The following is a 26508-nucleotide window of genomic DNA, read 5'->3' as shown; positions in this document are numbered from 1 at the left end:
CGCGGCTACGCGGCCCTGGGCAGCACCGGGGTCGGGTCCGCGCGGTGCATCGAGCCCGTCGCGCCCAGGTCCGCCAGGATGGCCGACGCCGCCCGGCGGGCGGAGTGCAGCGCGCCCTGGACCGTGCTGGTGTCGCGGTGGTCGCCGCAGACGTACAGGCCCGCCAGGAGGCGCACCGGGCGGCGCGGGTCGTGCGGGGGGCGCATGGCCGGGACCGCCTCGGGGGTGTGGTGCACGGCCAGCGTCTCCCAGCGGCGCGTGGAGGTGCCGTAGAGCCGGGCGAGGTGGATGCGGACGGCGGTGTCGACGCCCTCCGGCGGCGGGCCCAGCACGGTCGAGGAGATCAGCACCCGGCCGGCCGGCGCCCGGCTCGGGTCCACGGTGCTGAGCACCGCCGTGTGCGCCACCGGCCCGCCCCGGTCCGCGTCCAGCAGCAGCGAGGCGCCGGTCGGGAGGGCCTCCGCGGGTTCGTCCGTGGTGTGGTGGAGCACCGTCACCGGATGGAAGTCCGGCACCCGCAGCCCGGGCAGCAGCTCCGCCGCGGCCCGCGCGTCGGTGGCCAGCAGCACCGCCCGGCAGCGGATCTCGCCGTGCTCGGCGGTGGCCACCGAGGTCGTGGACACCGAGGTGACCCGTACCCCGGTGTGCACCGTGCCCGGCGGCAGCGCGCGGGCCAGCAGCTCGGGCAGCGCCTCCGCGCCGCCCTCCGGCACGCACAGCCGGCCGCTCGCGAAGGCGCGCAGCGCCAGGTCGGCGCACCGGCTGGACGTGGTCAGCTCCGGGTCGCACAGCAGCGCGGCCAGCAGCGGGCGCAGGAAGCCGTCGATGGTGCGCGCCGGCACCCCGCGCCGGGCCAGCGCCTGGCCGGCGGGCAGTTCGGGGCGGGCCAGGACGAGATCGACGGGGGTCGCCGCGAGCCGGCCGAGGGCCGCGCCCAGCCGGGCCTGGTCCACGGCGCCGCCCACCGGCGCGGCGCCGGTGCGGCCGGGCGTGACCGTCGTCCCCCGGCCGGTCGTGGCCCGGGCCGCCGTGGCCCTGGCGGCCGTACCTCTGAGAGCCGTACTCCGGGCGGCCGTACTCCTGGGCGTGCCGGCGAGGGCGCGCACCGCGTGGAGTGCGCCCCGTGCGCCCCTCGCGCTTCCGCCGGGCGCCGGGGCGCCCGCGCGCTGGAGGCGCCCGTCGCGGTGCAGCAGCACGCCCGGCGCGAAGCGGCGCACCGCCAGCTCGGCCAGGCCCGGGGTCAGCCGGAGTTCGGGGTAGGACGTGGACAGCAGCTGTCCGACGCGGTCGAGCCGGAAGCCGTCGACCTTCTCCGTCGACATGCGACCGCCGACGTACGGGGCGGCCTCCAGGACCGCGGTGGTGATTCCGGCGCTGGTCAGCCGGTGAGCGGCCGAGAGGCCGGCGATGCCGGCCCCCACGATGACGACGTCCACCTGGTACGCGGGCTCAAGCACGAGGCCCCTCCTGTGGTTACGCGGCCGGTGGAGGAGCCATGCCTCCGACTGGCGCCACGGATACCCGAGTTCGGATCGAGGTTAGGGCGGTGATCGGTCAGGAGGAGTCGCGCATCAACAGGGCACGGTCGCATGGAGGTCGCATACGGTCACTTTTGTTCGCCCGTGTTGTCAATCGGCTCATTACGTCGCTCATCACGCCGCGCGGATCGCCTCCTCGATGCCGGGAAAAGCGAACCGGAAGCCCGACTCCAGCAGCCGCCTGGGCACCACCCGCTGACTGCCCAGCACATCCCCCGCCATCTCCCCGAGAACCACCCGCAGCACCCCGGCGGGTACCGCGCACACCGCAGGCCGGTGCAGCACCCGGCCCATCGCCGCCGTGATCTCACGGTTCGTCAGCGGCCGCGGGGCGGTCAGGTTGAACGGGCCGGACAGGTCCTCCCGGTCGATGAGATGCCGGATCGCGGCCACCTCGTCGTGCAGCGCGATGTACGACCAGTACTGCCGCCCGTCGCCCAGCCGCCCCCCGAGCCCCGCCCGGAACAGCGGGAACAGCCGCCCCCAGGCCCCGCCGCCCCGGGCCACCACCAGACCCGTGCGCAGGAACACCGTCCGCACCCCGGCCTCCTCGGCGGGCGCCGCCGCCTCCTCCCACTCCACGCACAGCCCGGCCAGGAAGCCGTCGCCCGGGGGCGCGTCCTCGTCCACGACCCGCTCGCCGGTGTCGCCGTAGAAGCCGATCGCGCTGCCGTTCAGGAACACCCGGGGCGGCTCGGGCAGCGAGGCCACCGCCTCGGCGAGCGCGGCCGTGCCCAGCACCCGGCTGTCCCGCAGCACCCGCTTGTACTCCGGGGTCCAGCGCCGGTCGCCCACCCCGGCCGCCGCGAGATTCACCACCACCTCGCACCCGGTCAGCCCGGCCGCGTCGACCCGGCCCCGCTCCGGGTCCCAGCGGACCTCGTCCGGGCCCCGGGGCGCCCGGCGCACCAGCCGCACCACCTCGTGCCCGTCGGCGGCCAGGGACCGCACCAGGGCGCCGCCGATGAGACCGGACGCGCCGGCCACCGCGATACGTGAACGTTCCATGGCCCCAAGCATGACCCCACCCGCACCCAGGAAACCCGTTGGACGCCCGGACGGCGCGGCCTAGGGTGATCGCCATGTTCCAGCCCCGCATACGCACCGCCGAGGCCCACGACGAGGAGGAGCTGGCCCTCCTCGACCGGGCCGTCTGGTCCACCCTGCACGCCGTCATGCCCCGGCCGGTGCCGCCGTACCCGCCGTTCTTCGACGACCGGCACCGCCCGGAGGACTTCCTCGTCGCCGAGGACGGCGGACGCCTCCTCGGCTATGTCCGCCTCGCCCACCCCACCCCGCTCGCCTCCAACGCGCACGTCCTGCAGATCCAGGGGTTCGCCGTGGCCGGCGAGGCGCGCGGCCGGGGCGTCGGGCGCGCGCTGATCCGGGCCGCCGTCGACCGCGCGCGCGAGCGCGGCGCCCGCCGGCTGACCCTGCGGGTGCTCGGGCACAACACCCCGGCCCGGTCGCTGTACGCGTCCGAGGGATTCGCCGTCGAGGGCGTGCTGCCGGGGGAGTTCTTCCTCGACGGCCGCTACGTCGACGACGTGTTCATGGGCCGGTCCCTGTGAACACCGGTGTCATGAAGCCCCGGTGACGTTACGCGGCGACCAGCTCCCCGGTGTCCACCCGGGCCGTCGCCGTGGCCGCCCGCCGGGCGTCGCCCGTCAGCTCGGCCGCCGTCAGCACGTACCCCGTCCCCGCGTCCGAGGCGGACCGGGCGAAGACCATCCCGAGCACCCGGCCGTCCGGGGCCAGCAGCGGGCCCCCGGAGTTGCCCGGCAGCACCTCGGAGCGGATCGCGTACAGCTCCCGGGTGACCGTGCGCTCGTCGTGGATGTCCGGGCCGGTCGCCCGCACCCGGTCGGTGACCTTCGCCGCCCGCAGGTCCAGGCCCCCGTCCTCCGGGTAGCCCGCCACCACCGCCGGGTCCCCGCGCCCGGCGTCCGGGGCGAACCGCAGCGCCGGGGCGCGCAGCCCGGGCACATACAGCACCGCCACGTCCCGGCCCGGGTCGAACAGCACCACCCGCGCCGGGTACGACCGCCCGGACCCGCCGACCCGCACGCCCGGCCGGTCGATGCCGGCCACCACGTGCGCGTTGGTCAGCACCCGCCGGGAGGCGTAGACGAAGCCGCTGCCCTCGCGGCCCTCGGCGCCCGCGAACCCCTCGACCTTGACCGTGCCGCTGCGGGCCGCCCGGGCCGCGGCCGGGGGGACGCCGTCGCCGTCCGGCCGGGCCGCCGGCTCGTCCGCGAACGGGCCGGACACCCGGGGGAAACCCGCCTCGGACAGCGCGGACGTGGCCCGCGCGAACCAGGCGGGCGTGGTCTCGGGCATCCGCTGCCGCACCGCGCCCAGCAGCGTCGAGTCCCGTACCTCCGCCGTCAGTGCCGGGGCCGGGGCCGCGCCCAGCACGCCCGCCGCCAGCGACGCCACCACCAGCACCGCCACCGCGTGCACCGAGGCGCCCCCGACGCCGTCCGCCACCCGCAGCGGGCCCCGGTCCATCCGCCCGCGCAGCCGCCGCGCCGCCCGGCCCGCCAGCGCGTGCCCCAGCACCGCCGGCACCAGCAGCGTCACCGCGGCGAGCGCCGTGACCGCCGCCGAACCGCGCACCTGGCCCGTCGACCACGGCAGCAGCCACATCCCGACGGCCGCGCCGCCCGCGAACCCGGCCGGCGAGACACACCCGGCCAGCAGCCCGCGCCGGTATCCCGACACCGCGGAGCAGACGGCCACCACGGCGAGCAGCAGATCCAGCAGGTTCACGGCAGCCGCCTTTCTCCCGGATCCCCCGGACCGGGACCCGAGGTTCCGCCAGGTGGCAGAGCGTGCGTCGCGGGTACGGCCCGGCGGCTTGACAGTGGGATCATGCGTGTCCTCCGAAGAGCCCCGCAGGCCCCGGCACGGCCCGCCGCGGGGAACCCCCGTACCGCACGGCGGATACCCGGGGCGCTGCTGGTGCTGCTCGGCTGCCTGCCCGTGCTGCTCGCCGTCGGCGCGCTGGTCCTGTGCGCCCGCGGCGCCGAACGCGCCGCCGTCTCCCGCCCCGATCGCCCCGCCGCCGGGGCCCGGCCGCCCGTCGGGCACCGGGCCGCCCGGCCGCGCATCGTGCCGCGCTCCGCCTGGCTGGACCGCGTCACCGGGCACACCCAGCCGCCCCCGCGCTACGACGACAAGGTGGTGGCCGTCTTCCTGCACCACACCGACTCGCCCAACGACTACGCCTGCGCCGACGCGCCGCGCATCATCCGCGGCCTGTACGCCGGCCAGACCGGCGCCCGGCACTGGGACGACATCGGCTACAACTTCCTCGTCGACCGCTGCGGCACCATCTACGAGGGCCGGGCCGGAGGCGTCGACCGGCCCGTCACCGGCGCCCACAGCCAGGGCTTCAACCACCGCACGGCCGGGATCGCCGCCCTCGGCACCTTCACCGCCGGCGTCCCGGTGCCCCGGGCCATGACCGACGCCATCGCCGCCCTCGCGGCCTGGAAGCTCGGGCTCGCCGACATCGATCCGCGCGGCCGGGCCAAGCTGGTCTCCAGCAGCGGGCAGAGCCGCTACCGGGCGGGTGCCACCGCCACCCTGCCCGCCCTCGCCGGGCACGACGCCGGATTCCACACCAGCTGCCCCGGCGCGGCCCTGACCGCCCGCCTCCCGGCCATCCGGGAGCGGGCCGCCCAGCTCCAGGGCCGCCCGGCCACGACGCCGTCCCGGAAGCCGGCCGCGACGCACCCCCTCGGGACCCACAGCCCGCGCCCCTCCCTCCGCCCCACGGCGGTGCCCAGCGCCGGCGGCAAAGGCAGCCCTGGCCGGGCCGAGCCGACCGGAGCCGGGCCGGCCGAAGGCGGCAAGCACGAGAATCAGCCGTGAGGCCGTCATGTCCTGAACCGCTCCCACAGCCGGGGAAACCGCTCGGCGAGCACCCGGTCGTCCTCCAGGTCCAGCGGCGTGCCCTCCGGCTCGGCCGGGGCCGGGGCGAGGCCCAGCTCGGGGGCGACGGTGCCGGTGAGCTGCTCGTACGCCTCGTCCGCCGCGTACCCCAGCTCCTCGCCGTCGCCGTCGACCTCCTCGTCGAACTCGCCCAGCAGCCCGGCCAGCGCGTCCGGGTCGTGCAGGGCGCCCTCGAACACCTCCCGCCCCTGGCCGATCAGCCAGCACCGGAAGAAGTCGAACGCGTCGTCGCTGCACCCGTCCAGCAGCAGCCAGGCGGCACCCCACAGGTCCCAGCGGTAGGCGCGGTTGTAACGGGCCTCGAAGTGGCGGGCGAAGTCCAGCACCTGCTCCGGGTCCAGCCGCAGCAGCCGCTCCACGAGCAGGTCGGCCTGCTCCTCGGGGTCCCCCTCGGCGGCCCCGCGGGTGGAGTCGATCAGCTCCCAGAACTCCGTCTCGTCCATCACGCCACCAGCATCGGGCCTCACCCGGTGGCACGCACCCGGAGTACGGCCCAGGTGCTCAGCCGTCCCCGCCGTGGTACAGGGCGGCGGCGCGGGCCGCGTCCGCCGCGAACCGTTCGCGCAGCGCGGCCGGCGCCAGCACCTCGGCCTCCGGCCCGAGTGCCGTCAGCTGCTCGTACGCGACCTCCTCCGACTCCACGGGCAGCGTCACCGTCACCCGGCCCGCGGAGTCCGGCGCGCCCGGCTCGGCGAGGGCCGCCCGCGCGGCGAGCGGATCGACGGCGTGCGGCAGCCGGCGCACCCCTTCCGGGGAGAGCCGTACGACGACCTCGGCACGCAGGATCGACCGGGCGAACCGCTCGGCCTGCTCCCTCCAGAAACCCGGCAGATCGAACTCCGGATCGCGGTCGAACCGCTCGCCGAGCGGGTCCACGGCGGTGAACCGGTCGATCCGGTACGTCCGGAAGGCGCCGTTTCCGGCCACCCGCGCGCACAGGTACCAGACACCGGCCTTCAGCACGAGTCCGTACGGCTCCAGCCGCCGCTCCACCGTGTCCTCGGCGCGCCGGTACCGGGCGAGGACCCGGCCGTCGCCCCACACCGCCTCGGCGAGCACCGGCAGCAGCGCGGGCGTCTCGGGCTCCCGGAACCAGGCGGGCGCGTCCAGGTGGAAGCGCTGCGCGGCGGTGTCCGGGGCGTCCCGCAGCGAGGGCAGCAGGGCCGCCGACACCTTCAGCCGGGCCGCCGAGGCGGCGTCCGCCAGGCCCATCTCCCGCAGCGCCCCCGGCACCCCGCTCAGGAACAGCGCCTCGGCCTCGCCGCGGGCCAGCCCGGTCAGCCGCGTCCGGTACCCGCCGACCAGCCGGTACCCCCCGGCCCGCCCCCGGTCGGCGTACACCGGCACGCCCGCCTCGGACAACGCCTGGGCGTCCCGGGTCACGGTCCGCTCCGACACCTCAAGCTCCCGCGCCAGCTCGGCGGCGGTCATGACGGGCCGGGACTGGAGCAGCAGAACCATCTTGATGAGCCGGGCCGCACGCATGCGCCCATGATGCCAACAGGCCCCCGCCGAAGCGGGGGCCTGCTTATCCGACCGGTCCGTTACAGCCCGTACTTCTCCCGGGCCTCCTTGACCGCCGTCGCCTTGATCTCGCCGCGGCGGGCGAGCTGGGCCAGGGCGGCCACGACGATCGACTCGGCGTCGACGCCGAAGTGGCGGCGCGCGGCCTCACGGGTGTCCGACAGGCCGAAGCCGTCGGCGCCCAGCGAGGACCAGTCCTGCTCGACCCACTGCGCGATCTGGTCCGGGACCTGGCGCATGTAGTCGGACACCGCGAGCACCGGGCCCTCGGCACCCTGGAGGGCCTGGCGGACGTACGGCACCCGGTCCTCGCCGCGCAGCAGCGCCGCATCGGCCTCCAGCGCGTCCCGGCGCAGCTCGGTCCAGGAGGTCGCGGACCACACGTCCGCGGCCACGCCCCACTCCTCGGCCAGCAGCTTCTGCGCCTGAAGGGCCCAGTGGATCGCCGTGCCGGAGCCCAGCAGCTGGATGCGCGGGGCGCCCGCCGCCACGGTGATGCCCGCGGACTCGGCCGTGTTGAAGCGGTACAGGCCCTTGACGATGCCCTCGTCGATGCCGAGGCCCTGCGGCTTGGCCGGCTGCGGCAGCGGCTCGTTGTAGACCGTCAGGTAGTAGAAGACGTTCTGGTCCTCGCCCGGCTTGGCCTCGCCGTACATCCGGCGCAGACCCTCACGGACGATCACCGCGATCTCGTAGGCGAACGCGGGGTCGTACGTCAGCGCGGCCGGGTTGGTCGCGGCGATCACCGGGGAGTGGCCGTCGGCGTGCTGGAGGCCCTCGCCCGTCAGGGTCGTACGGCCCGCCGTCGCGCCGATCAGGAAGCCGCGGCCGAGCTGGTCGCCGAGCTGCCACATCTGGTCGGCCGTGCGCTGCCAGCCGAACATCGAGTAGAAGATGTAGAACGGGATCATCGCCTCGCCGTGCGTCGCGTACGACGTCGAAGCGGCGATGAAGTCGGCCATCGAACCGGCCTCGGTGATCCCCTCGTTGAGGATCTGGCCGTTCTTGGCCTCCTTGTAGTACATCAGCTGGTCACGGTCGACCGGCTCGTACGTCTGGCCCTTGGGCGAGTAGATGCCCAGGGACGGGAAGAGGCTCTCCATGCCGAAGGTGCGCGCCTCGTCCGGGACGATCGGCACCCAGCGCTTGCCCGTCTCCTTGTCGCGGACCAAGTCCTTGATCAGGCGGACGAACGCCATGGTGGTGGCCACGTTCTGGGAGCCGGAGCCCTTGTCGAAGGAGGCGAACGCCTTCTCGGCCGGGGCCGGCAGCGCGGGCAGCGCGTGGGTACGGCGGGCCGGGGCCGGGCCGCCGAGGGCCGCGCGGCGCTCCTGGAGGTAGCGCACCTCCGGGGAGTCGGCGCCCGGGTGGCCGTAGGGCACCACGCCGTCGACGAAGTCGCTGTCCTTGATGGGCAGGCCGAGGCGGTCGCGCATCGCCTTGAACTCGTCCACCGTCAGCTTCTTCATCTGGTGGTTGGCGTTCTTCGACGCGAAGCCCTCGCCCAGGGTGTGGCCCTTGACCGTCTGGGCCAGGATCACGGTCGGCGCGCCCTTGTGCTCGACGGCGGCCTTGTACGCGGCGTAGACCTTGCTCGCCTCGTGACCACCGCGCGAGACGTGGAAACACTCGAGGATCTTGTCGTCGCTCAGCAGCTTGGCCATCTCGACCAGCGCCGGGTCCTTGCCGAAGAAGTCCTCGCGGATGTAGGCGGCGTCGCGGGTCTGGTACGTCTGGACCTGCGCGTCCGGTACCTCGCGCAGCCGGCGGACCAGCGCACCCGTGGTGTCCAGGGCGAACAGCTCGTCCCAGGCCGAGCCCCACAGCGTCTTGATCACGTTCCAGCCGGCGCCGCGGAACTGGGCCTCCAGCTCCTGCACGATCTTGAAGTTGGCGCGGACCGGGCCGTCCAGGCGCTGGAGGTTGCAGTTGATGACGAAGGTGAGGTTGTCCAGCTGCTCACGCGAGGCCAGCGCGAGGGCGGCCGTGGACTCCGGCTCGTCCATCTCGCCGTCGCCGAGGAAGGCCCAGACGTGGGAGGCGGAGACGTCCTTGATCCCGCGGTTGGTCAGGTAGCGGTTGAACCGCGCCTGGTAGATCGCCGACAGCGGGCCGAGGCCCATGGACACCGTCGGGAACTCCCACATCCACGGCAGCCGGCGCGGGTGCGGGTAGGAGGGCAGGCCGTTGCCGCCGGCCTCCTGGCGGAAGTTGTCGAGGTGCGCCTCGTTCAGGCGGCCGTCGAGGAAGGCGCGGGCGTAGATGCCGGGGGAGGCGTGGCCCTGGATGTAGAGCTGGTCGCCGGAGCCGTCCCCCTCCTTGCCCTTGAAGAAGTGGTTGAAGCCGGTCTCGTACAGCCAGGCGGCGGAGGCGAAGGTCGCGATGTGGCCGCCGACGCCGTGCTTGCTGCCCCGGGTCACCATGGCCGCCGCGTTCCAGCGGTTCCACGCGGTGATCCGGGCCTCCATCTCCGGGTCACCGGGCAGGGCCGGCTCCGCGGAGGTGGGGATGGTGTTGACGTAGTCGGTCTCGAGGAGCTTCGGCAGCGCGATGCCGCCCGCCTCGGCGCGCTCCAGCGTGCGGCGCATCAGGTACGCGGCGCGGTGCGGTCCGGCTTCCCTGGCCACGGCGTCCAGGGAGGCCTGCCATTCGGCGGTCTCCTCCGGGTCGCGGTCCGGGAGCTGGTCGAGCGCGCTCGGCTGGATGGCGTTGGGGTCGGTCATGTCGCCGCCTTCCTCAGTCGAAGGGGGTTCCCTCATCGTCAAGGGTTCGGGGGTGCCCTAGGTCTTTGGCAGGACAGGGCAGTGGACTTCGGTGGAAGTCCGTCGGCGACTGTAACCCTCTGATCGATGATCGATCAAAGGGTTGAGGGTGAAAAGGTCTCGATTCCGAGAAAGTAGGCACCCGGTGCCTTCGAAATGGGCACCCGGTGCCGCCTTCAAGGGGGGTTTTCGCAGGTGAGCGGGGGTATGCTCGGCTGGGTCAGGCGCGCGGCGCGCACCCCAGCACATGCGCCTTCACCAGCTCCGCGATCCGCGGGTCCCGGCGCTGGAACGCCTGCACCAGCTCCTCGTGCTCCTCCGCGTACGACTGCTGGACCGTGCCCAGCCAGCGGATCGACAGCGCCGTGAACACCTCGATGCCCAGGCCTTCCCACGTGTGCAGCAGCACCGAGTTGTGCGCGGCCCGCACCAGCTCCCGGTGGAAGCCGACCGTGTGCCGCACCTGGGCCGTGCCGTCCGCCTTCCGGTCGGCCTCGTACAGGGCCGCGACGTGCGGCTCCAGCGCCGAGCAGTCCTCCGCGAGCCGCTCCGCCGCCAGCTCGGCCGCGATCGCCTCCAGGCCCGCCCGGACCGGGTAGCTCTCCTCCAGGTCGGCCGCCGTCAGATTGCGGACGCGTACGCCCTTGTTCGGGGCCGACTCGATCAGCCGCAGCGACTCCAGCTCGCGCAGCGCCTCCCGCACCGGGGTCTGGCTGACCTCCAGCTCGGTCGCGATCCGCCGCTCCACGATCCGCTCGCCCGGCTGCCAGCGCCCGCTGACGATTCCCTCCACGATGTGCTCGCGGATCTGCTCGCGCAGCGAGTGGACGACGGGCGCGGTCATGACGGCTCCTTAGGGAGGGGCCGTCCTGCGGCCCCCGGGGGCTTTGACGCTTAGACAATACGGCTGGTTCGCTCCGCGGGAAGGGCGCGCGGGGGCGCTTCTGCGCAGGTGAGACGAGCCTTACACGCTGCGCACCCGGACAAACACGAACACCCCGCCCGGAAAAAGCTCCGGACGGGGCGTTCGTACGCCTGATCAGGCGCGATGGGGGGCGGAGGCCGAGCACCACGTCGCTACGGTGCTCGGCCCGAGAGCCGCTCAGAGGCCGAGCTCGACCTCGAACTCGCCCGCCTCCAGGATCGCCTTGACGGCCGTCAGGTAACGGGCCGCGTCGGCGCCGTCCACCAGACGGTGGTCGTAGGAGAGGGTCAGGTAGGTCATGTCGCGGACGCCGATGACCGTGCCCTCCTCGGTCTCGATGACGGCCGGACGCTTGACCGTGGCACCGATGCCGAGGATCGCGACCTGGCCCGGCGGCACGATGATCGTGTCGAACAGCGCGCCGCGCGAACCGGTGTTGGAGATGGTGAAGGTCGCGCCGGACAGCTCGTCCGGAGTGATCTTGCTGGCCCGGACCTTGCCCGCCAGCTCCGCCGTGGCCTTGGCGATACCGGCGATGTTCAGGTCGCCGGCGTTCTTGATGACCGGGGTCATCAGGCCCTTCTCGGAGTCCACCGCGATACCGATGTGCTCGGTGTCGAAGTAGGTGATGGTCCCCTCGGCCTCGTTGATCTTGGCGTTGATGGCCGGGTGGGCCTTCAGCGCCTGCGCGGCGGCCTTGACGAAGAACGGCATCGGGGAGAGCTTGACGCCCTCGCGGGCCACGAAGGAGTCCTTCGCCCGGGCGCGCAGCTTCATCAGGCGGGTGACGTCGACCTCGACGACCGACGACAGCTGCGCCTGCTCGTGCAGCGCCTTGACCATGTTGTCGCCGATGACCTTGCGGATGCGGGGCATCTTGACGGTCTGGCCGCGCAGCGGGGAGGCCTCCAGCGCCGGGGCCTTCTTCGCGGCGGCGGCCGGGGCGGCCGCGGCGGGGGCCGGGGCAGCGGCGGCGGCCTTCGCGGCCTCGGCGGCGGCGAGGACGTCCTGCTTGCGGATCCGGCCGCCGACGCCGGTGCCCTTGACGGTGGCCAGGTCGACGCCGTTCTCGGCGGCGAGCTTGCGCACCAGCGGGGTCACGTACGCGCCCTCGTCGGTCGCCTGGGTGGCGGTCGGCGAGGTCGGCGCGGTGGCCGGGGTGACCGGAGCCGGGGCCGGGGCGGGCGCCGGAGCCGGGGCGGCAGCGGAGGTCGCCGGAGCCGGAGCCGGGGCAGGCGCGGGAGCCGGGGCCGGGGCGGGCGCGGGAGCCGGGGCAGCGGCCGGAGCGGGCGCCGGTGCCGGGGCCGGGGCGGCCGCGGGGGCGGCCGGGGCGGGCTCGGCGGCGGGGGCCGGAGCGGCACCCGGGGCACCGATGACGGCGAGCTTGGCGCCGACCTCGGCCGTCTCGTCCTCGCCGACCACGATCTCCAGCAGCACACCCGAGGCGGGGGCGGGGATCTCGGTGTCGACCTTGTCCGTGGAGACCTCGAGCAGCGGCTCGTCGGCCTCGACGGTGTCGCCGACCGACTTCAGCCAGCGGGTCACGGTGCCCTCGGTGACGGACTCGCCCAGCGCGGGCAGGACCACGTCGGTGCCCTGCGCGCCACCGGCCGCAGCGGCCGGAGCGGCCTCGGCGGCGGGCGCCGGAGCCGGGGCCGGAGCCTCGGCGGCCGGGGCGGGGGCGGGCTCGGCGGCCGGGGCGGGCTCGGCGGCGGGGGCCTCGGCGGCCTCGGCGGCCGGGGCCGGAGCGGCGGCGGGCGCACCCGTGCCGTCGTCGATGAGGGCCAGCTCGGCGCCGACCTCGACCGTCTCGTCCTCGGCCACCTTGATGGAGGCCAGGATGCCCGAGGCGGGGGCGGGGATCTCGGTGTCGACCTTGTCCGTCGAGACCTCGAGCAGCGGCTCGTCGGCCTCGACGCGCTCGCCCTCGGCCTTCAGCCAGCGGGTGACAGTGCCCTCGGTGACGCTCTCGCCGAGCGCCGGAAGGGTTACGGAAACCGCCATGGTTTCGGTTACTCCTAACGAATTGCGGAAGTCTGTGTCGTCGCGCCCGAAGACGGAAGGCGTCAGTCGTGCATGTGGAGGGGCTTGCCGGCCAGGGCCAGGTGGGCCTCGCCGAGCGCCTCGTTCTGCGTCGGGTGGGCGTGGATGAGCTGGGCCACCTCGGACGGCAGCGCCTCCCAGTTGTAGATCAGCTGCGCCTCGCCGACCTGCTCGCCCATGCGGTCGCCCACCATGTGGACGCCGACCACGGCACCGTCCTTGACCTGGACGAGCTTGATCTCGCCCGCGGTCTTCAGGATCCGGCTCTTGCCGTTGCCGCCGAGCGGGAACTTGATGGAGACGACCTTGTCCGCGCCGTAGACCTCCTTGGCCTTGGCCTCCGTGATGCCGACGGAGGCGACCTCCGGGTGGCAGTACGTCACCCGCGGAACACCGTCGTAGTCGATCGGGACGACCTTCAGACCGGCCAGGCGCTCCGCCACCAGGATGCCCTCGGCGAAGCCGACGTGCGCGAGCTGGAGGGTCGGGACGAGGTCACCGACGGCGGAGATGGTCGGGACGTTGGTGCGCATGTACTCGTCGACGAGCACGTAGCCGCGGTCCATCGCGACGCCCTGCTCCTCGTAGCCGAGGCCCTGGGAGACCGGACCGCGGCCGACGGCGACGAGCAGCAGCTCGGCCTCGAACTCCTTGCCGTCGGCCAGGGTGACCTTCACACCGTCCTGGGTGTACTCGGCCTTCTGGAAGAAGGTGCCCAGGTTGAACTTGATGCCGCGCTTGCGGAAGGCGCGCTCGAGAAGCTTGGAGGAGTTCTCGTCCTCGACCGGGACGAGGTGCTTCAGGCCCTCGATGACCGTGACGTCGGCACCGAAGGACTTCCACGCCGAGGCGAACTCGACGCCGATGACACCGCCGCCCAGGATGATGGCGGACTTCGGCACGCGGTCCAGCACCAGGGCGTGGTCGGAGGAGATGATGCGGTTGCCGTCGATCTCCAGGCCCGGCAGGGACTTCGGCACGGAGCCGGTCGCCAGCAGGATGTGGCGGCCCTGGATCCGCTGGCCGTTCACGTCGACGGAGGTGGGGGAGGACAGCCGGCCCTCACCCTCGATGTACGTCACCTTGCGCGAGGCGATCAGACCCTGCAGACCCTTGTACAGGCCCGAGATGACCTCGTCCTTGTACTTGTGGACGGCCGGGACGTCGATGCCCTCGAAGGAGGCCTTGACGCCGAACTGCTCGCTCTCGCGGGCCTGGTCGGCGATCTCGCCCGCGTGGAGCAGGGCCTTGGTGGGGATGCAACCCTTGTGCAGGCAGGTGCCGCCGACCTTGTCCTTCTCGATCAGGGCGACGTCCAGGCCCAGCTGAGCCCCGCGCAGGGCCGCGGCGTAACCACCGCTACCACCGCCGAGGATCACTAGGTCGAAAACGGTGCTGGCGTCGTTCGCCACGTCACGTCCTCCATGCATGTGCGCCGTGCGCCGGTCGGCGATGACCGGCAGGCGGCTGGTGTCCGGCCGCTTGATGCTTCGGCCCTTCGGTGGGGGCCCTGTCCTGCCGGGCTCCATCTTTGCACTTGTCGGACGGGATCGAGACGCCGGGCCGGTGTGTGAGACGTCCCACGTTCGGCACCCGAGGGGGCGCGGGGAACCGGGCGACCGGCCCCCCGCGCCCCGAACCGGGCTCGCGGGCGTCCTTACCCGAGGTCACCCTCGGCCGTGAGCTCGGCCAGCCGGACCAGCGTCCGCACCGCGGAGCCCGTGCCGCCCTTGGGGGTGTAGCCGAACGGGCCGCCCTCGTTGAACGCCGGCCCGGCGATGTCCAGGTGCGCCCAGGCGATGCCCTCGCCCACGAACTCGCGCAGGAACAGACCGGCCACCAGCCCGCCGCCCCAGCGCTCGCCCATGTTCGCGATGTCGGCCACCTGCGAGTCCATGCCCTTGCGCAGGTGCTCCGGCAGCGGCATCGGCCAGGCCGGCTCGCCGACCTCCTCGGCCGCCTCGTGCACCGCGGTGCGGAACGCGTCGTCGTTGGCCATGACACCGAACGTCCGGGTGCCGAGCGCCAGCATCATCGCGCCGGTCAGCGTGGCGACGTCCACGATCGCGTCCGGGTTCTCCTGTGAGGCCGCCCACAGCGCGTCGGCGAGCACCAGTCGGCCCTCGGCGTCGGTGTTGAGCACCTCGACCGTCTTGCCGCTGTACATGCGCAGCACGTCACCCGGACGGACGGCGGAGCCGGACGGCATGTTCTCGGCCAGCGCCAGCCAGCCGGTGACGTCGACCTCCAGGCCGAGCCGGGCGGCGGCGACGACCGCGGCGAACACGGCGGCGGCACCGCTCATGTCGCACTTCATCGTCTCGTTGTGCCCGGCCGGCTTCAGGGAGATGCCGCCCGAGTCGTAGGTGATGCCCTTGCCGACGAACGCCAGGTGCTTGTCCGCCTTCGGGTGCTTGTACGACAGCTTGACCAGGCGCGGGGTGGCCGCCGAGCCGCCGCCGACGCCGAGGATGCCGCCGTAGCCGCCCTTGGCCAGGGCCTTGTCGTCGAGCACCTGCACCTTGATGCCGTGCTCCTTGGCCGCGGTCTGCGCGAGCGCGGCGAAGGCGGCGGGGGTGAGGTCGTTCGGCGGCATGTTGACCAGGTCGCGGGCGCGGTTCAGCTCCTCGCTGACCGCGACCGCGCGGGCGAGTGCGCCCTTGTGGGCGGCGTCGCGCGGCTTGCCGCCGAGCAGCGCGGCCTCGGCCAGCGGCGCCTTGCCGTTCTTGGCCTTGGCGTTCTTCGCGTCCTGGGCGCCGCCCTTGTAGACGTCGAAGGAGTAGGCGCCGAGCAGGACGCCCTCGCCGATGGCGCCGAGCGCGCCGGGGCCGTCCACGGGCAGTGCGAACGCGGCCTTCTTCGAGCCGGAGAGCGCGCGGGCGGCCACACCGGCGGCCTTGCGCAGCGCCTCGGCGTCGTAACCGGCGTCCTCGTCCGCGGGCTCCGCGCCCAGGCCCACCGCCACCACGAGCGGGGCCTTGAAGCCGGCCGGCGCGGGCAGCTTCGTCAGCTCGCCCTCGGCACCCGAGGCACCGAGGGTCTCCAGGACGCCGGCCAGCTTGCCGTCGTACGCCTTGTCCACGGCCTCGGCGCCCGGCGCGACGACGGGCCCCTGGGCACCCTTGGCGACACCGATCACGATCGCGTCGGCCCGCAGGCCGGGCGCCGCGGCGGTGCTGAGAGTCAGAGCAGTCACGGTGGTGAGTTCTCGCTTCCGATGTGAAGTTGCAGTGGCCGAAATGGGGTGGGTCGACCGGGCCCGACAGCCGACCCTAGGTCCAGGCCTGGGGACAGGTGGCAACCGGGGCCTTCACCCTGTCGGCGAACACCCGGGACGAGCCTACGCGCGTGGGCGCGGTCGATCATTCCTTCGGGTGGTCACCCGCGTGTGGCGTCGCGGCCGGGCCGGGCTGTCCGCCGCGCGTCAGCGGCCCAGCGAGAGCACCACGAGCGCGGTCGTCGCCGCCGTCTCCGCGAGCGCGCCGAACACGTCCCCGGTGACCCCGCCGAACCGGCGCACGCACCGCCGCAGCAGCGGTTCGGCGACCGCGAGACCGGCGGCCACCGCGAGGGCGGTGCGCGCGCCGTCGTACCAGCCGAGGCAGGCGCCCGCCGCCCCGGCCGCCGCCGTCACCGCGGCCGCGGTCCCCAGCGCGGCGGGCACCGGCACCACCCCGCCACGGCGCTCCTCCGCTCTTCCGGGCGGGCGGCCGGCACGGTGGCACGGGCGGCCAGGGTGAGCGCCAGCCGGGCCGTGACCGCCGAGACCACGGCCGCCAGGGCGCCCCGCGCCCAGGAGCCGCCGTAGAGCTGGGCCAGTACGGCCACCTGGGCCAGCAGCACCAGGACGAGGGTGAGTACGCCGAACGGCCCGATGTCCGACTGCTTCATGATGCGCAGCGCGTCCTCGGCGGGCTTGCCGCTGCCCAGCCCGTCGGCGGTGTCGGCCAGCCCGTCCAGGTGCAGTCCGCGGGTCAGCGCGGCGGGTACGGCGACCGAGGCGACGGCGGCGAGCGGCGCACCGGCACCGAGCAGGAGCAGCAGCAGGCCGAGCCCGGCCGCGCAGCCGCCGACGACCAGCCCGGCCACCGGGGCGGACAGCATCCCGCCGCGCGCCGCCGCCCGGTCCCACCGGCGCACCCGCACGGGCAGCACGGTGAGCGTCCCGAAGGCGAACCGCAGACCGTCGGAGACGGAGGACGGGGGAGGGGGAGAGGCGGGCGGCGGGGACGAGGACGACGAGGAGGACGAGGACGACGAGGACGACGTGGACACCGGCGCAGGGTACCGGGCGGTTCCGGACCCCCGGGTCGGATGGGCGGGCGGTCCGGGCCCCGGGCTACGTGGGCGGGTGCTCCCGGGCCCCCTGGGCTGTGTGGGCGGGCGGTCCCGGGTCCGCCGGGGTGGCGGGTTGTTTCGGATCTCCGCGCCCCGGGCGGGCCGGGGCAACCGTCCGGCGAGCGGGCCTCCGGCCCGGACCGGAGGCGGGCACGCCCGTCGCCCGGTCGGCATCGTCTGGCCTTCTCGTACCGGCTGACCTGCCCGTACCGTCCGGCGTTTCCGCACTGTTCGGGCTTCCGGGTTTCCGGGTCGTCCGGCCTTCCGGTGGCCGGACCGGAGCCGGCCTCAGGTCCGCACCGGTGGGGTGCCCGGGCCCCGGCCGGTCCAGCCGGCCGGGTTCCGGTGCGGGCGGAGGCGGTCCGGGTCGCGGTCCCGTAGCGCCGCCAGCAGGCACAGCAGGCCCACCGCGGTGAGCGCGGCCAGGTGCTCCTTGCCCGCCAGGTTCTCCTTCAGCAGCACCTCGGCGACCATCGCCAGGGTCACCGCGCCCGCCGTCGCGTAGGCGCCGTACCGCCAGCCCACGTACACCGCGAGTCCCACGACCGCCGCCGACGGGCCGGTGTCCACCACCTGCGCGTCGGTCCACGGCAGCCCGAACGGGGCGTGCGCGCCGAGGGTGACGCCGAGGCGCGCGTACAGGGTCCCGGCGAGCGTGGCGGCGTAGGCGATGGCCAGCGTCCGCCACCGGCCCAGGCACAGCTCCGCGATCCCGAACACCAGCAGGATCTGCGCCAGCGCTCCCCACACCGGCAGGTCCGGCGCGGGCACGAACAGCGACAGCGGGGTGCGCAGCAGCGCCGCCCCCAGCGGGTCGTCGGCCCGTACGGCGCCCAGGTTCCGTACCAGTGCCTCTCCCCACGGCTGCTGCTGCGCGTAGTGGAGGGACGCCGTCAGGCCCACCGCGGCCGCGGTCAGCGGCAGCGCGGACGGCCCCCGCCGGCGCAGCGGGTCGCGCACCGCGGCGTACAGCGGGCCCCACTCGGCCCGGGCCCAGCGGGCGAGCGTTCTCCTCATGTGCTCCTCATCCCCGTACGGTCGTCGGTGCGTCGCGCAGCTGTCTCCGGCGCGGCCACCCGGGCAGTCCCGGTGCCTCCAGGAACCCCTCCGCGCGGGCCGAGGCGAGGCCGATGCGCGGCAGGTCCGCGGTCTTCTCGAAGAGCAGGAACCGCGGTTCCCAGATGGGCCGGTACTTGGCGTTGGCGCGGTACAGCGACTCGATCTGCCACCAGCGGGAGAAGAAGCCGAGCAGCGACCGCCACAGCCTCAGCACCGGTCCGGCGCCGAGGCGCGCGCCACGTTCGAAGACCGAGCGGAACATCGCGAAGTTGAGCGAGACCTGCGTGATGCCGATCTCGCGGGCGCGCCGCAGCAGCTCGATGACCATGAACTCCATCAGCCCGTTGGCGTGGCCGTCGACGTCCCGCTCCCGCCGCATGAGGTCCAGCGACAGCCCGTGCGGGCCCCACGGCACGAAGGACAGCAGCGCCCGCAGCCGCCCCTCGGCGTCCACGCACTCCAGCATCACGCACCGGCCGTCGCGGGGGTCCCCGAGCCGCCCCAGCGCCATGCTGAAGCCGCGCTCGGTCGCGCCGTCCCGCCAGTCGTCGGCGCGCTCGACGAGGTACGCCATCTCGGCCGCCGGGATGTCCTCGTGGCGCCGGACGCGCACCCGGTACCCGGCCCGCCGCACCCGGTTGTACGCCTGCCGGACGGTGCGCATGGCCCGCCCCTCCAGCGTGAACTCGGCGACCTCCACGACCGCCTCGTCCCCGAGTTCCAGCGCGTCCAGGCCGTGCCGGGCGTAGACCGTGCCGGCCTCCTCGCTCGCGCCCATCACCGCCGGGATCCAGCCGTGCGCCCGTGCCTCGGCCAGCCACGGCGCGATCGCCCCCGGCCAGGCCTCCGGGTCCCCGAGCGGATCCCCGGACGCCAGGCTCACCCCGCCGACGACGCGATAGGCGACGGCGGCCTTCCCGGTCGGGGACCACACCACGCTCTTCTCCCGGCGCAGCGCGAAGTAGCCGAGCGAGTCCCGGTCACCGTGCCGGTCCAGCAGTTCCCGCAGCCGTTTCTCGTCGTCCTCGGTGAGCGGGTCGACGGTGCGCCGGGAGCGGAAGGCGGCGTACAGCACGGCGAGGAGCAGGGCGGTGCTGAGCACGTTGACGGCCACGTTCGCCCAGTTGGGCGGGTCGAGACCGGGGAAGCGGGACTCCTCGGCGGCCACCGACACCAGCCGCAGGGTGCCGTAGTACCAGCGCTCGGGGAACGTCGAGCGGGCCGCGTCCGGCGCCTGGTTGGTGACCGTCACCAGCAGCCCGGCGAGCAGGCTCGCGGCCAGGCCGCCGCCGACGGCCACGGTCGCCGCGAGCCGGGGGTTGGAGCGGTCGCCCTTGGCGTAGAACTCCCGGCGGCCGACGAGCAGCGCGACCGTGAAGGCGGCCGTCAGCGCCAGGGAGACCCAGTTCTGGGCGTACCGGCGGATCTCCGGGAAGGTCATGGCGAACGCGAGCAGGGCCAGGAAGAGCCCGCTCAGCACCAGGTTCAGGATCCACGCGGCCCGTTTGCGGCGGCGCATGGTGATGGCCAGGAAGGCGGTGAACACGCCGGAGGCGAAGCCGGCCGTCAGCAGGTACGGCGTGAAGAAGTCGTCCTGGTTGTGCCGGCGCACGTCCTGGCCGAGCGAGACCCACACCGCGCTGAGGAAGTTGACGAACGCGACGGTCCGCAGATACCAGACGGCGCACGCGGCGGCCCGCCGGGAAGCCCCGGCGGCCCACCGCGCCTCCGCGCGCCGCACCAGGACGATTCGGGCGTCTCCCATAAGGGATGATCATATGGGTGCGATTGCGGCAAATCGCACTTTTCGCGCCCCTGTCCGCCCGTGGCAGCGGCAGGTCCGCCCGTGGCAGCGGCGGCGGCATCAGTCCATGGACTGTTCCTTCTCCGCCGTCTCCTCCGCCGTCTCCTCCGCCGTCTCGTCCGCCGACTCCTCCGCCGGCTCCTTCTCGGGCAGCTCCGCGGCCAGCGCGGCGGCGGCCCGCACCAGCGGCAGCGCCAGCAGCGCGCCCACGCCCTCGCCGACCTTCACCCCCTGCTCCAGCAGCGGCTCCAGGGCCATCCGGTCCAGCGCCTTGGCCTGCCCCGGCTCCCCGCTCGCGTGCCCGGCCAGCCACCAGTCCGGTGCCCGGAAGGCGATCCGCTGGGCGACCAGCGCGCACGCGGTGGCCACGACCCCGTCGAGGATCACCGGCAGCCTGCGCACCGCGCACTGCAACAGGAACCCGGTCATCGCCGCCAGATCCGCCCCGCCCACGGCCGCGAGCAGCTGGAGCTGGTCGCCGAGCACCGGCCGGGCCCGCCGGAGCGCGTCCCGGATCGCCGCGCACTTGCGCATCCACGTCAGGTCGTCGATCGCGAGCCCGCCGCGCCCGGTCACCACGGACGCGTCGGTGCCGCACAGCGCGGCGATGAGCACCGCCGCCGGCGTGGTCCCGCCCACGCTGACATCGCCGAGCACGACCAGATCGGTACCCGAGTCGGCCTCCTCGTCGGCGACCGCGACCCCGGCCCGCAGCGCGGCCTCGGCCTCCTCCGGGGTGAGCGCGTCCTCGATGTCGATACGGCCGCTGCCGCGCCGCACCCGGTGCCGCACCACATCCGGCGGGAAGGCGTCCGGCGGGCAGTCCAGGGCCATGTCCACGACCCGTACCGGCACCTCCAGCCGGCGGGCCAGCACCGAGACGGGGCTCGCGCCCTCCAGCACCGCCCGCACCAACTGCTCCGCGCCGCCCGCCGGCCGCGCGGAGACGCCCAGCCGGGCGACACCGTGGTCACCGGCGAAGAGCACCACCCGCGGCCGTTCGACCGGCCGCACCGGCACCTCGCCCCGCGCGGCGGCCAGCCACTCGCCCAGCTCGTCGAGGCGGCCCAGCGCCCCGGGCGGCACGATCTGGCGCTCCCGCCGGGTCTCGGCGTCACGGCGTACGCCCCCGTCCGGGCGCTCGATCAGATCGGTGAAATCGTCCAGATTAAGGCTGCTCATTCGCCGAACAGTACCGCCCGGCCGCGAACCGCCCGGCGCCACATCGCCACCACACCCCCACGATGTCTTTGCACCTCGGATCGGCATCCCATACGTTCCGCTTTGCCGCGGAATGTCGCACAGGGAGCCGCCCATGCCGACCACGCCCCTCACCCCGCAGTTCACCACCCCCTACGACCCCTTCCTGGAGCCGCGCCGCGAGGACTGCCCCTGGTGCGGCTCCCGGCGCCTGCGCACCCGGCTGCGCGCCCCCGACCCGCTGCGCCACCGGGCCGGCACGTTCACCGTCGACGCCTGCCGCGACTGCGGCCACGCCTTCCAGAACCCCCGGCTCGGCGCGGAGGGACTCGCCTTCTTCCACCGGGACTTCTACGAGCGGCAACTGGAGGAGTTCGCCGCCCGGGTGCTGTCCGCCCGCGCGGTCCGGCGCCGGCACCGGGCCACCGCCTGGCGCCTGTCGGCACTCGGCGAACCCGAGAGCTGGCTGGACGTCGGCACCGGGCACGCCCGCTTTCCCGAGGCGGCGAAGGAGTTCTTCCCGTACACCAGCTTCGACGGGCTCGACCCCACGGCGCGGGTCGAACAGGCGCTGCTGGAGGGCCGGGTGGAGGAGGCGCACCGCGGCTATCTGACGACCCCCGGGATGGCGGCCCGGCTGCGCGCCCGTTACGACGTGGTCACCATGTTCCGCCATCTGGAGCACACCCCCGACCCGCGCGCCGAACTCCGCGCCGCGCTGACCGTGCTGCGTCCCGGCGGCCACCTGGTCGTGGAAGTCCCGGACCCGGCGTGCGTGTTCGCCGCGCTGCTGGGCCGGTGGTGGTTCCCCTACGGGCAGCCGCGCCATCTGCACCTGGTGCCGCGGGCCAACCTGTGCGCGGAGCTGGCCGGGCTGGGCTGCGCGATCCTCGTCGTGGACCGCAAGGACCCGCACATCCCCTACGACCTGTCGGCGGCCGTCGCCCTGTCCCTGGCCCACGCCCACCCGGCGCTCCACCTGGCCGCGACGCCTGCGCTGGCGCTGGCCTCGGCCCTGGACCGCGGGGGCGCTCCGTTGTTCCGGCGGACTCGGTTCTCCAACGCGTACCGGGTGGTGGTGAGGAAGGACAGGGGGTAGCAGGGCCGCCTCACCCCCGCAGCACCATCGCCTGGCCCGCCACCACCAGGACCACCTGTTCGCACTCGTTCGCGAACGCCGCGTTCACCCGGCCGAGTTCGTCGCGGTAGCGGCGGCCGGAGGGGGTCGCGGGGACGATGCCCGAGCCGACCTCGTTGGACACCGCGACCACGGTCCGCCGGGTGGCGCGCACCGCGTCGGTCAGCTCCCGTACGCGCTCCCGCAGCAGCTTCTCGCCCCCGCCCGCCCACTCCGCGTCGTCCCACGCCCCCACGGAGTCCATCACGTCCGTCAGCCACAGCGACAGGCAGTCGATCAGCACCGGCGGCCCGTCCTCGGCCAGCAGCGGAACCAGGTCGGTCGTCTCCGCCGTACGCCACGACCCCGGCCGCCGCTCCCGGTGCGCGGCCACCCGTGCCGCCCACTCGGTGTCCCCGCCGCGCGTGCCGCCCGTCGCCACGTACAGCACGTCCGGAAACGTCTCCAGCCGCCGCTCCGCCTCCACCGACTTGCCCGAGCGGGCCCCGCCCAGCACCAGCGTCCGGCGCGGCACGTCCGGCACCTCCTCGTACGCCCCGACCACCAGCGTCGTACCGTCCGGCACCGCCCGCGCCCCGGCCGCCGCGAGCCGGCGCCGCAGCTCCGTGCCGGCCGGCACATCGTGGTCCAGGTGGACGGCGACCACGTCCGTCGTGGGGCCCGCCGAGCCCACCGCCCGGAGCCGGGCGAGCGCGTCCGGGCGGCCCACGACGTCCGCGAGGACCATGTCGTAGGACTGCGCGGTGGCCTGCTCCAGACCGGCCGGTGCCGCGCCCGGCGGCAGGTACAGCAGCCGCTGCCCCTCCGGCCCGGTCACCGCGTACCCGGTGCCGCCCGCGTCCATCGCCACCGCCCGCACCCGATGCCCCGTCAGCAGCGCCAGCTCCCGCCCGTCCGGGACCCGGCCGGGCTGCGGCAGCCCGGCCGGCACCTCCACCGCCGGGCCGTCGTGCGGATGCGACAGCAGCACCTGCCGTACCCCGCCCAGCGAATGCCCGGCGCGCGCCGCCGCGAACGCCGCGCCCGGCGTGAGGTCGAGCAGCAGCGCGTCGTCCACGAGCACCGAGGTCGCGGCCCGCGCGTCCGGCCCGAGCGCGGTCGCGCAGACGGCGCAGGAACAGTCGGGGCGAGGCAGTCCGGCGGGGGCACCGGTACCGAGCAGAGTGATTTCCACGGACCGATTTTCGCCCCTCCCGGTGGGTCTTGCGCTTCCGGCTAGGCTGCCAGCAGGTGTTGGATCGAAGGAGGCCTGTATGACGGCATGGACGTGGCGGTTCGAGAAGGCCGACGGGACGGAGGTCCAGCCCGCCGTCCGGCCCGAGGAGTTCACCACGCAGGGCGATGCCGAGTCCTGGATCGGCGAGAACTGGAAGGCGCTGCTGGAGGGCGGGGCCGACCAGGTGCGGCTGTTCGAGGAGGGGACCGAGATCTACGGGCCGATGAGCCTGCGCGCCGACGCCCCGGCCTGACCGGCCCGGCACGGGCGGTGGGGAGGGGCCACGCTCTCCCGGAGGGCCCACGCTCTCCCGGAGGGGCCCGCTCTGCTGGAGGGGCCCCTCTCCTCACTGCTCGCCCAGCGTCACCTGCGCCGTGCGCTCGTCGCCGTCGCGCAGGTACGTCACCGTCGTCCGCCGGCCCGGCCGGGCCGTGGCCAGCGCCTCGGCGAGCGAGGTGATGGTCGAGATCCGCCGGCCGCCCAGCCTGGTGAGGATGTCACCGGGCCTGAGCCCCGCCCGGTCGGCGGCGCCGCCGGGGCGGGCGGTGACCACCGCCACCCCGACCGGCTGGTAGCGGTCGTCGACGACGGTCCGCGCGGTGATGTCGAGGGCCGCCCGCCCGGAGTCGACGACCTTGCCCTCCTTGACGATCTGGTCGGCGACCGTCCTCACCATCGTCGCCGGGATGGCGAACCCGATGCCCGGCGCCGCGCCGCCGCCGAGGCTCTGGTCGACCGCCGCCAGCGTCGGGATGCCGATCACCCGCCCGTCCAGGTCGACCAGGGCGCCGCCGCTGTTGCCCGGGTTGATCGCGGCCGAGGTCTGCACCATGTTGGCGATGGTCGCGCCCGTGCCGCCGTCCGAGTCGCCCTCGCTGACGGTCCGCCCGGTCGCCGAGACGATGCCCTGGGTCACGCTGGACGACAGCCCCAGCGGCGACCCCATGGCCAGCACGATCTGGCCCACCGCGACCTTCCCGGAGTCCCCGAACACCGCCGGCCGCAGCCCGTCCGGCACCTTTGCCAGCCGGATCACGGCGAGATCCTGCTCGGGGTAGGAGTAGACCAGGCGCGCGGTGAGCGGCTCCTCGTTGTTGGCCATGGTCACCTGGAACGACGTCTCCGAGCCGACCACGTGCGCGTTGGTGACGATGTGCCCGTTGCCGTCGTACACCACCCCGGAGCCGAGGTCCCGGCTCGCCTGGATCTGCACGACCGAGGGCAGCACCTCCTTGATGACGCGCAGATACCGGCTCTGCAGATCGTCCGCGGCCATCGGCACGGCCGCCCCGGGGCTCGCCGGGGTGTCCCGCCCGGCCGGGGCGGCGGGGGTGGTGCAGCCGGCGGCGAGGGCCGCGCAGCACGCCAGCGCGGCGGCGAGGACGGCGGTACGGGGGGAACGCGCGCGGATACGGGAAGCGTCCATGTCCCGAGTGTCACCGCACGGTGATCAGCCGTCCCGTGCGCTTGCCCCGAACGGGCTCAGCCCCGTACCCCGCACAGATGCAGCAGCGCCGCCACCCCGCGGTAGGGGTCCGTGCGACCGGCCCGCTCCTCGACCGCGAGCAGCGTCGCCAGGTCCTGGGGCAGCGCCGCGTTGTGCGCCGCCGTGTCCGTGAAGACCCGCACGCCGTACCAGGCCTGCAACGGGGCGGCGATCCCGGCGAGCGTGGCGGTCAGCGCGGACAGCCGGTCGGCGCGCACGTCCAGGCCCAGCCGGTTGCGGTAGGTGGTGGTGTCGAAGGCGGCCAGGGCACCCGCCCAGTCACCGCCGAGGCCCGGCCGCATGGCGAGCGCGTCGCCGTTGCGCACCAGCAGGGAGAGCAGGCCGCCGGGGGCCAGCATCCGGGCCAGGCCCGCCACCAGCGGATCGGGATCCTCTACGTACATCAGTACGGCGTGGCACAGCACCACGTCGAAGCTGCCGGGCCGGAAGTGCACCCCGGTGTCCCGGCCGTCGCCCTGCACCAGCCGCACCCGCTGCCGGATGCCCTCCGGCTCCCGGGCCAGGTTCGCGCGGGCGGCGGCGATCATCCTGGGGTCCCGTTCGACCCCGGTCACCTCGTGGCCGAGCCGGGCCAGCCGCAGCGCCTGCGCGCCCTGGCCCATCCCCACGTCGAGCACCCGCAGCCGCCGCCCGACCGGGAACCGCCCGGCTATCTGTTCGTCCAGCTGCCGGGTCACCAGCTCCTGGGACACGAGGTCGCGCAGCCCGCCCAGCTCGTGCGGCCGGGCCGGCGACGTCCCCCCGGTGAACGCGTCGGCGCTCAGGGCCGCTCTCCGCGCTTGACCCGCGGCTTCGGCAGGCGCAGCCGGCGCATCTGGAGGGACCGCATCAGCGCGTAGGCGACCGCGCCGCGGGTGTTCTCGTCCGGGAAGCGCTCCGCGAGCCGCTTCTTCAGCCGGAAGCCGCTCACCGCCGCGTCCAGCACGATCAGCACGATCACGATCAGCCACAGCAGCAGCGCGAGGCTCTGGATCGCCCCGACCCGCACCACGCTCAGCACCAGGATGACCACGGCGAGCGGCAGGAAGAACTCCGCCACGTTGAACCGCGAGTCGACCCAGTCCCGGGCGAACCGGCGGACCGGGCCCTTGTCCCGGGCGGGCAGATAGCGCTCGTCCCCGTTGGCGAGCGCCTGGCGCTGCCGTTCCAGGGCCTGCCGCCGCTCCTCGCGCTGGCGCTTCGCGGCCTCCTTGCGGTTCGTCGGCGTATGGGCGACGCTGCGGCGCTGGGTACGGGCCTCACTGCGCTTGGGCGTGGGCCTGCCCTTGGGGGCCTGCGGGTCACGGGGCTGCTTGGAGTCGGTCACCGCCGCCTTGGTGGCGGGGGCCTTCTCTTCCTTGGCACGGCTACGGAACACAAATCCCAAGGGTAAGGGCTGCACCGGCATGGACCCAGCCCGGTGGGGAACGATCCGGCAACGCCGTACGTCTGGAGAGGACAGAGGGAGACACGGGGAGACACGGAAAGGGCGACGGGGACCGGGGGAGTGGGATC

General features: G+C 74.5%; 20 protein-coding genes and 2 pseudogenes. 4 read left to right on the top strand and 18 right to left on the bottom strand.

The features are described from left to right. Positions 1-5: 5 nt before the first annotated feature. Complete coding sequence (locus HB370_RS12345; RefSeq protein WP_167512972.1) at positions 6-1457, bottom strand: NAD(P)/FAD-dependent oxidoreductase; 1452 nt, start codon at positions 1455-1457, stop codon at positions 6-8. Between the two features lie 195 nt (positions 1458-1652). Then, entirely contained in the window at positions 1653-2546 is an 894-nt protein-coding gene (locus HB370_RS12340) for a TIGR01777 family oxidoreductase (RefSeq protein ID WP_030783150.1), read from the bottom strand. Between the two features lie 74 nt (positions 2547-2620). Between HB370_RS12340 and HB370_RS12335 the strand changes: the two genes are divergently transcribed. Then, positions 2621-3109, top strand: a complete 489-nt coding sequence (locus HB370_RS12335) for a GNAT family N-acetyltransferase (RefSeq protein WP_030783153.1) — start codon at positions 2621-2623, stop codon at positions 3107-3109. A gap of 28 nt (positions 3110-3137) precedes the next feature. On the opposite strand, the gene HB370_RS12330 is transcribed toward HB370_RS12335, so the two are convergent. Continuing rightward, entirely contained in the window at positions 3138-4310 is a 1173-nt protein-coding gene (locus HB370_RS12330; RefSeq protein ID WP_030783156.1) for a MarP family serine protease, read from the bottom strand. A 192-nt stretch (positions 4311-4502) separates the two neighbouring features. Here HB370_RS12330 and HB370_RS12325 point away from each other — a divergent pair. After that, positions 4503-5240 (top strand): annotated as a pseudogene (locus HB370_RS12325) (peptidoglycan recognition protein); the annotation flags it as partial. Between the two features lie 182 nt (positions 5241-5422). Here HB370_RS12325 and HB370_RS12320 read toward each other — a convergent pair. From HB370_RS12320 to cobT, 11 genes and pseudogenes are all read right to left on the bottom strand, one after another. Then, a complete protein-coding gene (locus tag HB370_RS12320; RefSeq protein WP_030783163.1) occupies positions 5423-5941 on the bottom strand; it encodes a DUF4240 domain-containing protein in 519 nt (172 codons plus the stop codon). A gap of 58 nt (positions 5942-5999) precedes the next feature. Continuing rightward, a complete protein-coding gene (locus tag HB370_RS12315; RefSeq protein ID WP_030783164.1) occupies positions 6000-6983 on the bottom strand; it encodes a WYL domain-containing protein in 984 nt (327 codons plus the stop codon). A gap of 59 nt (positions 6984-7042) precedes the next feature. Next, a complete protein-coding gene (gene aceE, locus HB370_RS12310; RefSeq protein ID WP_030783167.1) occupies positions 7043-9745 on the bottom strand; it encodes a pyruvate dehydrogenase (acetyl-transferring), homodimeric type in 2703 nt (900 codons plus the stop codon). A 259-nt stretch (positions 9746-10004) separates the two neighbouring features. Beyond that, on the bottom strand, positions 10005-10628 hold the full coding sequence (locus HB370_RS12305) for a GntR family transcriptional regulator (RefSeq protein WP_030783170.1): 624 nt from the start codon (positions 10626-10628) through the stop codon (positions 10005-10007). A 258-nt stretch (positions 10629-10886) separates the two neighbouring features. Then, a complete protein-coding gene (sucB, locus tag HB370_RS12300; protein ID WP_167512971.1) occupies positions 10887-12713 on the bottom strand; it encodes a 2-oxoglutarate dehydrogenase, E2 component, dihydrolipoamide succinyltransferase in 1827 nt (608 codons plus the stop codon). 62 nt (positions 12714-12775) lie between these two features. Continuing rightward, a complete protein-coding gene (gene lpdA / locus HB370_RS12295) occupies positions 12776-14164 on the bottom strand; it encodes a dihydrolipoyl dehydrogenase (RefSeq protein WP_030783177.1) in 1389 nt (462 codons plus the stop codon). A 245-nt stretch (positions 14165-14409) separates the two neighbouring features. Beyond that, a complete protein-coding gene (locus HB370_RS12290; RefSeq protein ID WP_030783181.1) occupies positions 14410-15948 on the bottom strand; it encodes a leucyl aminopeptidase in 1539 nt (512 codons plus the stop codon). A 228-nt stretch (positions 15949-16176) separates the two neighbouring features. Then, a pseudogene (locus HB370_RS12285) lies at positions 16177-16934 on the bottom strand (adenosylcobinamide-GDP ribazoletransferase). A 444-nt stretch (positions 16935-17378) separates the two neighbouring features. Then, positions 17379-18107: a hypothetical protein gene (locus tag HB370_RS41360; protein ID WP_030783187.1), complete on the bottom strand. Its 729-nt coding sequence runs from the start codon at positions 18105-18107 to the stop codon at positions 17379-17381. Between the two features lie 7 nt (positions 18108-18114). Beyond that, positions 18115-19914: a phosphatidylglycerol lysyltransferase domain-containing protein gene (locus HB370_RS12270; protein ID WP_030783190.1), complete on the bottom strand. Its 1800-nt coding sequence runs from the start codon at positions 19912-19914 to the stop codon at positions 18115-18117. 99 nt (positions 19915-20013) lie between these two features. Further along, positions 20014-21135: a nicotinate-nucleotide--dimethylbenzimidazole phosphoribosyltransferase gene (gene cobT / locus HB370_RS12265; RefSeq protein ID WP_030783192.1), complete on the bottom strand. Its 1122-nt coding sequence runs from the start codon at positions 21133-21135 to the stop codon at positions 20014-20016. A 133-nt stretch (positions 21136-21268) separates the two neighbouring features. Here cobT and HB370_RS12260 point away from each other — a divergent pair, with 133 nt between their 5' ends. Then, complete coding sequence (locus HB370_RS12260; protein WP_030783194.1) at positions 21269-22252, top strand: class I SAM-dependent methyltransferase; 984 nt, start codon at positions 21269-21271, stop codon at positions 22250-22252. Positions 22253-22262: 10 nt separating this feature from the next. Here the strand turns inward: HB370_RS12260 and HB370_RS12255 are convergent, their stop codons facing one another. Continuing rightward, positions 22263-23465: a bifunctional adenosylcobinamide kinase/adenosylcobinamide-phosphate guanylyltransferase gene (locus HB370_RS12255; protein ID WP_030783196.1), complete on the bottom strand. Its 1203-nt coding sequence runs from the start codon at positions 23463-23465 to the stop codon at positions 22263-22265. Between the two features lie 79 nt (positions 23466-23544). Between HB370_RS12255 and HB370_RS12250 the strand changes: the two genes are divergently transcribed. Continuing rightward, positions 23545-23760 carry a hypothetical protein gene (locus HB370_RS12250; RefSeq protein ID WP_030783198.1) on the top strand — a complete coding sequence of 72 codons (216 nt, stop codon included), beginning with the start codon at positions 23545-23547 and terminating at the stop codon, positions 23758-23760. Between the two features lie 93 nt (positions 23761-23853). Here HB370_RS12250 and HB370_RS12245 read toward each other — a convergent pair whose 3' ends face one another. The 3 genes from HB370_RS12245 to HB370_RS12235 form a co-directional block, all read right to left on the bottom strand. Beyond that, on the bottom strand, positions 23854-24933 hold the full coding sequence (locus tag HB370_RS12245) for a trypsin-like peptidase domain-containing protein (RefSeq protein ID WP_030783200.1): 1080 nt from the start codon (positions 24931-24933) through the stop codon (positions 23854-23856). A gap of 56 nt (positions 24934-24989) precedes the next feature. Continuing rightward, positions 24990-25691: a class I SAM-dependent methyltransferase gene (locus tag HB370_RS12240; RefSeq protein ID WP_030783203.1), complete on the bottom strand. Its 702-nt coding sequence runs from the start codon at positions 25689-25691 to the stop codon at positions 24990-24992. Positions 25692-25774: 83 nt separating this feature from the next. Then, positions 25775-26401, bottom strand: a complete 627-nt coding sequence (locus tag HB370_RS12235) for a DUF3043 domain-containing protein (RefSeq protein ID WP_189752522.1) — start codon at positions 26399-26401, stop codon at positions 25775-25777. Positions 26402-26508 lie beyond the last annotated feature (107 nt).

The organism is Streptomyces sp. DSM 40868 (assembly GCF_011820545.1).
GTDB classification, from domain to species: domain Bacteria; phylum Actinomycetota; class Actinomycetes; order Streptomycetales; family Streptomycetaceae; genus Streptomyces; species Streptomyces eurythermus.
Note: the sequence above shows the minus strand (reverse complement) of the source record. Positions and strands in the feature narration are given on the sequence as shown.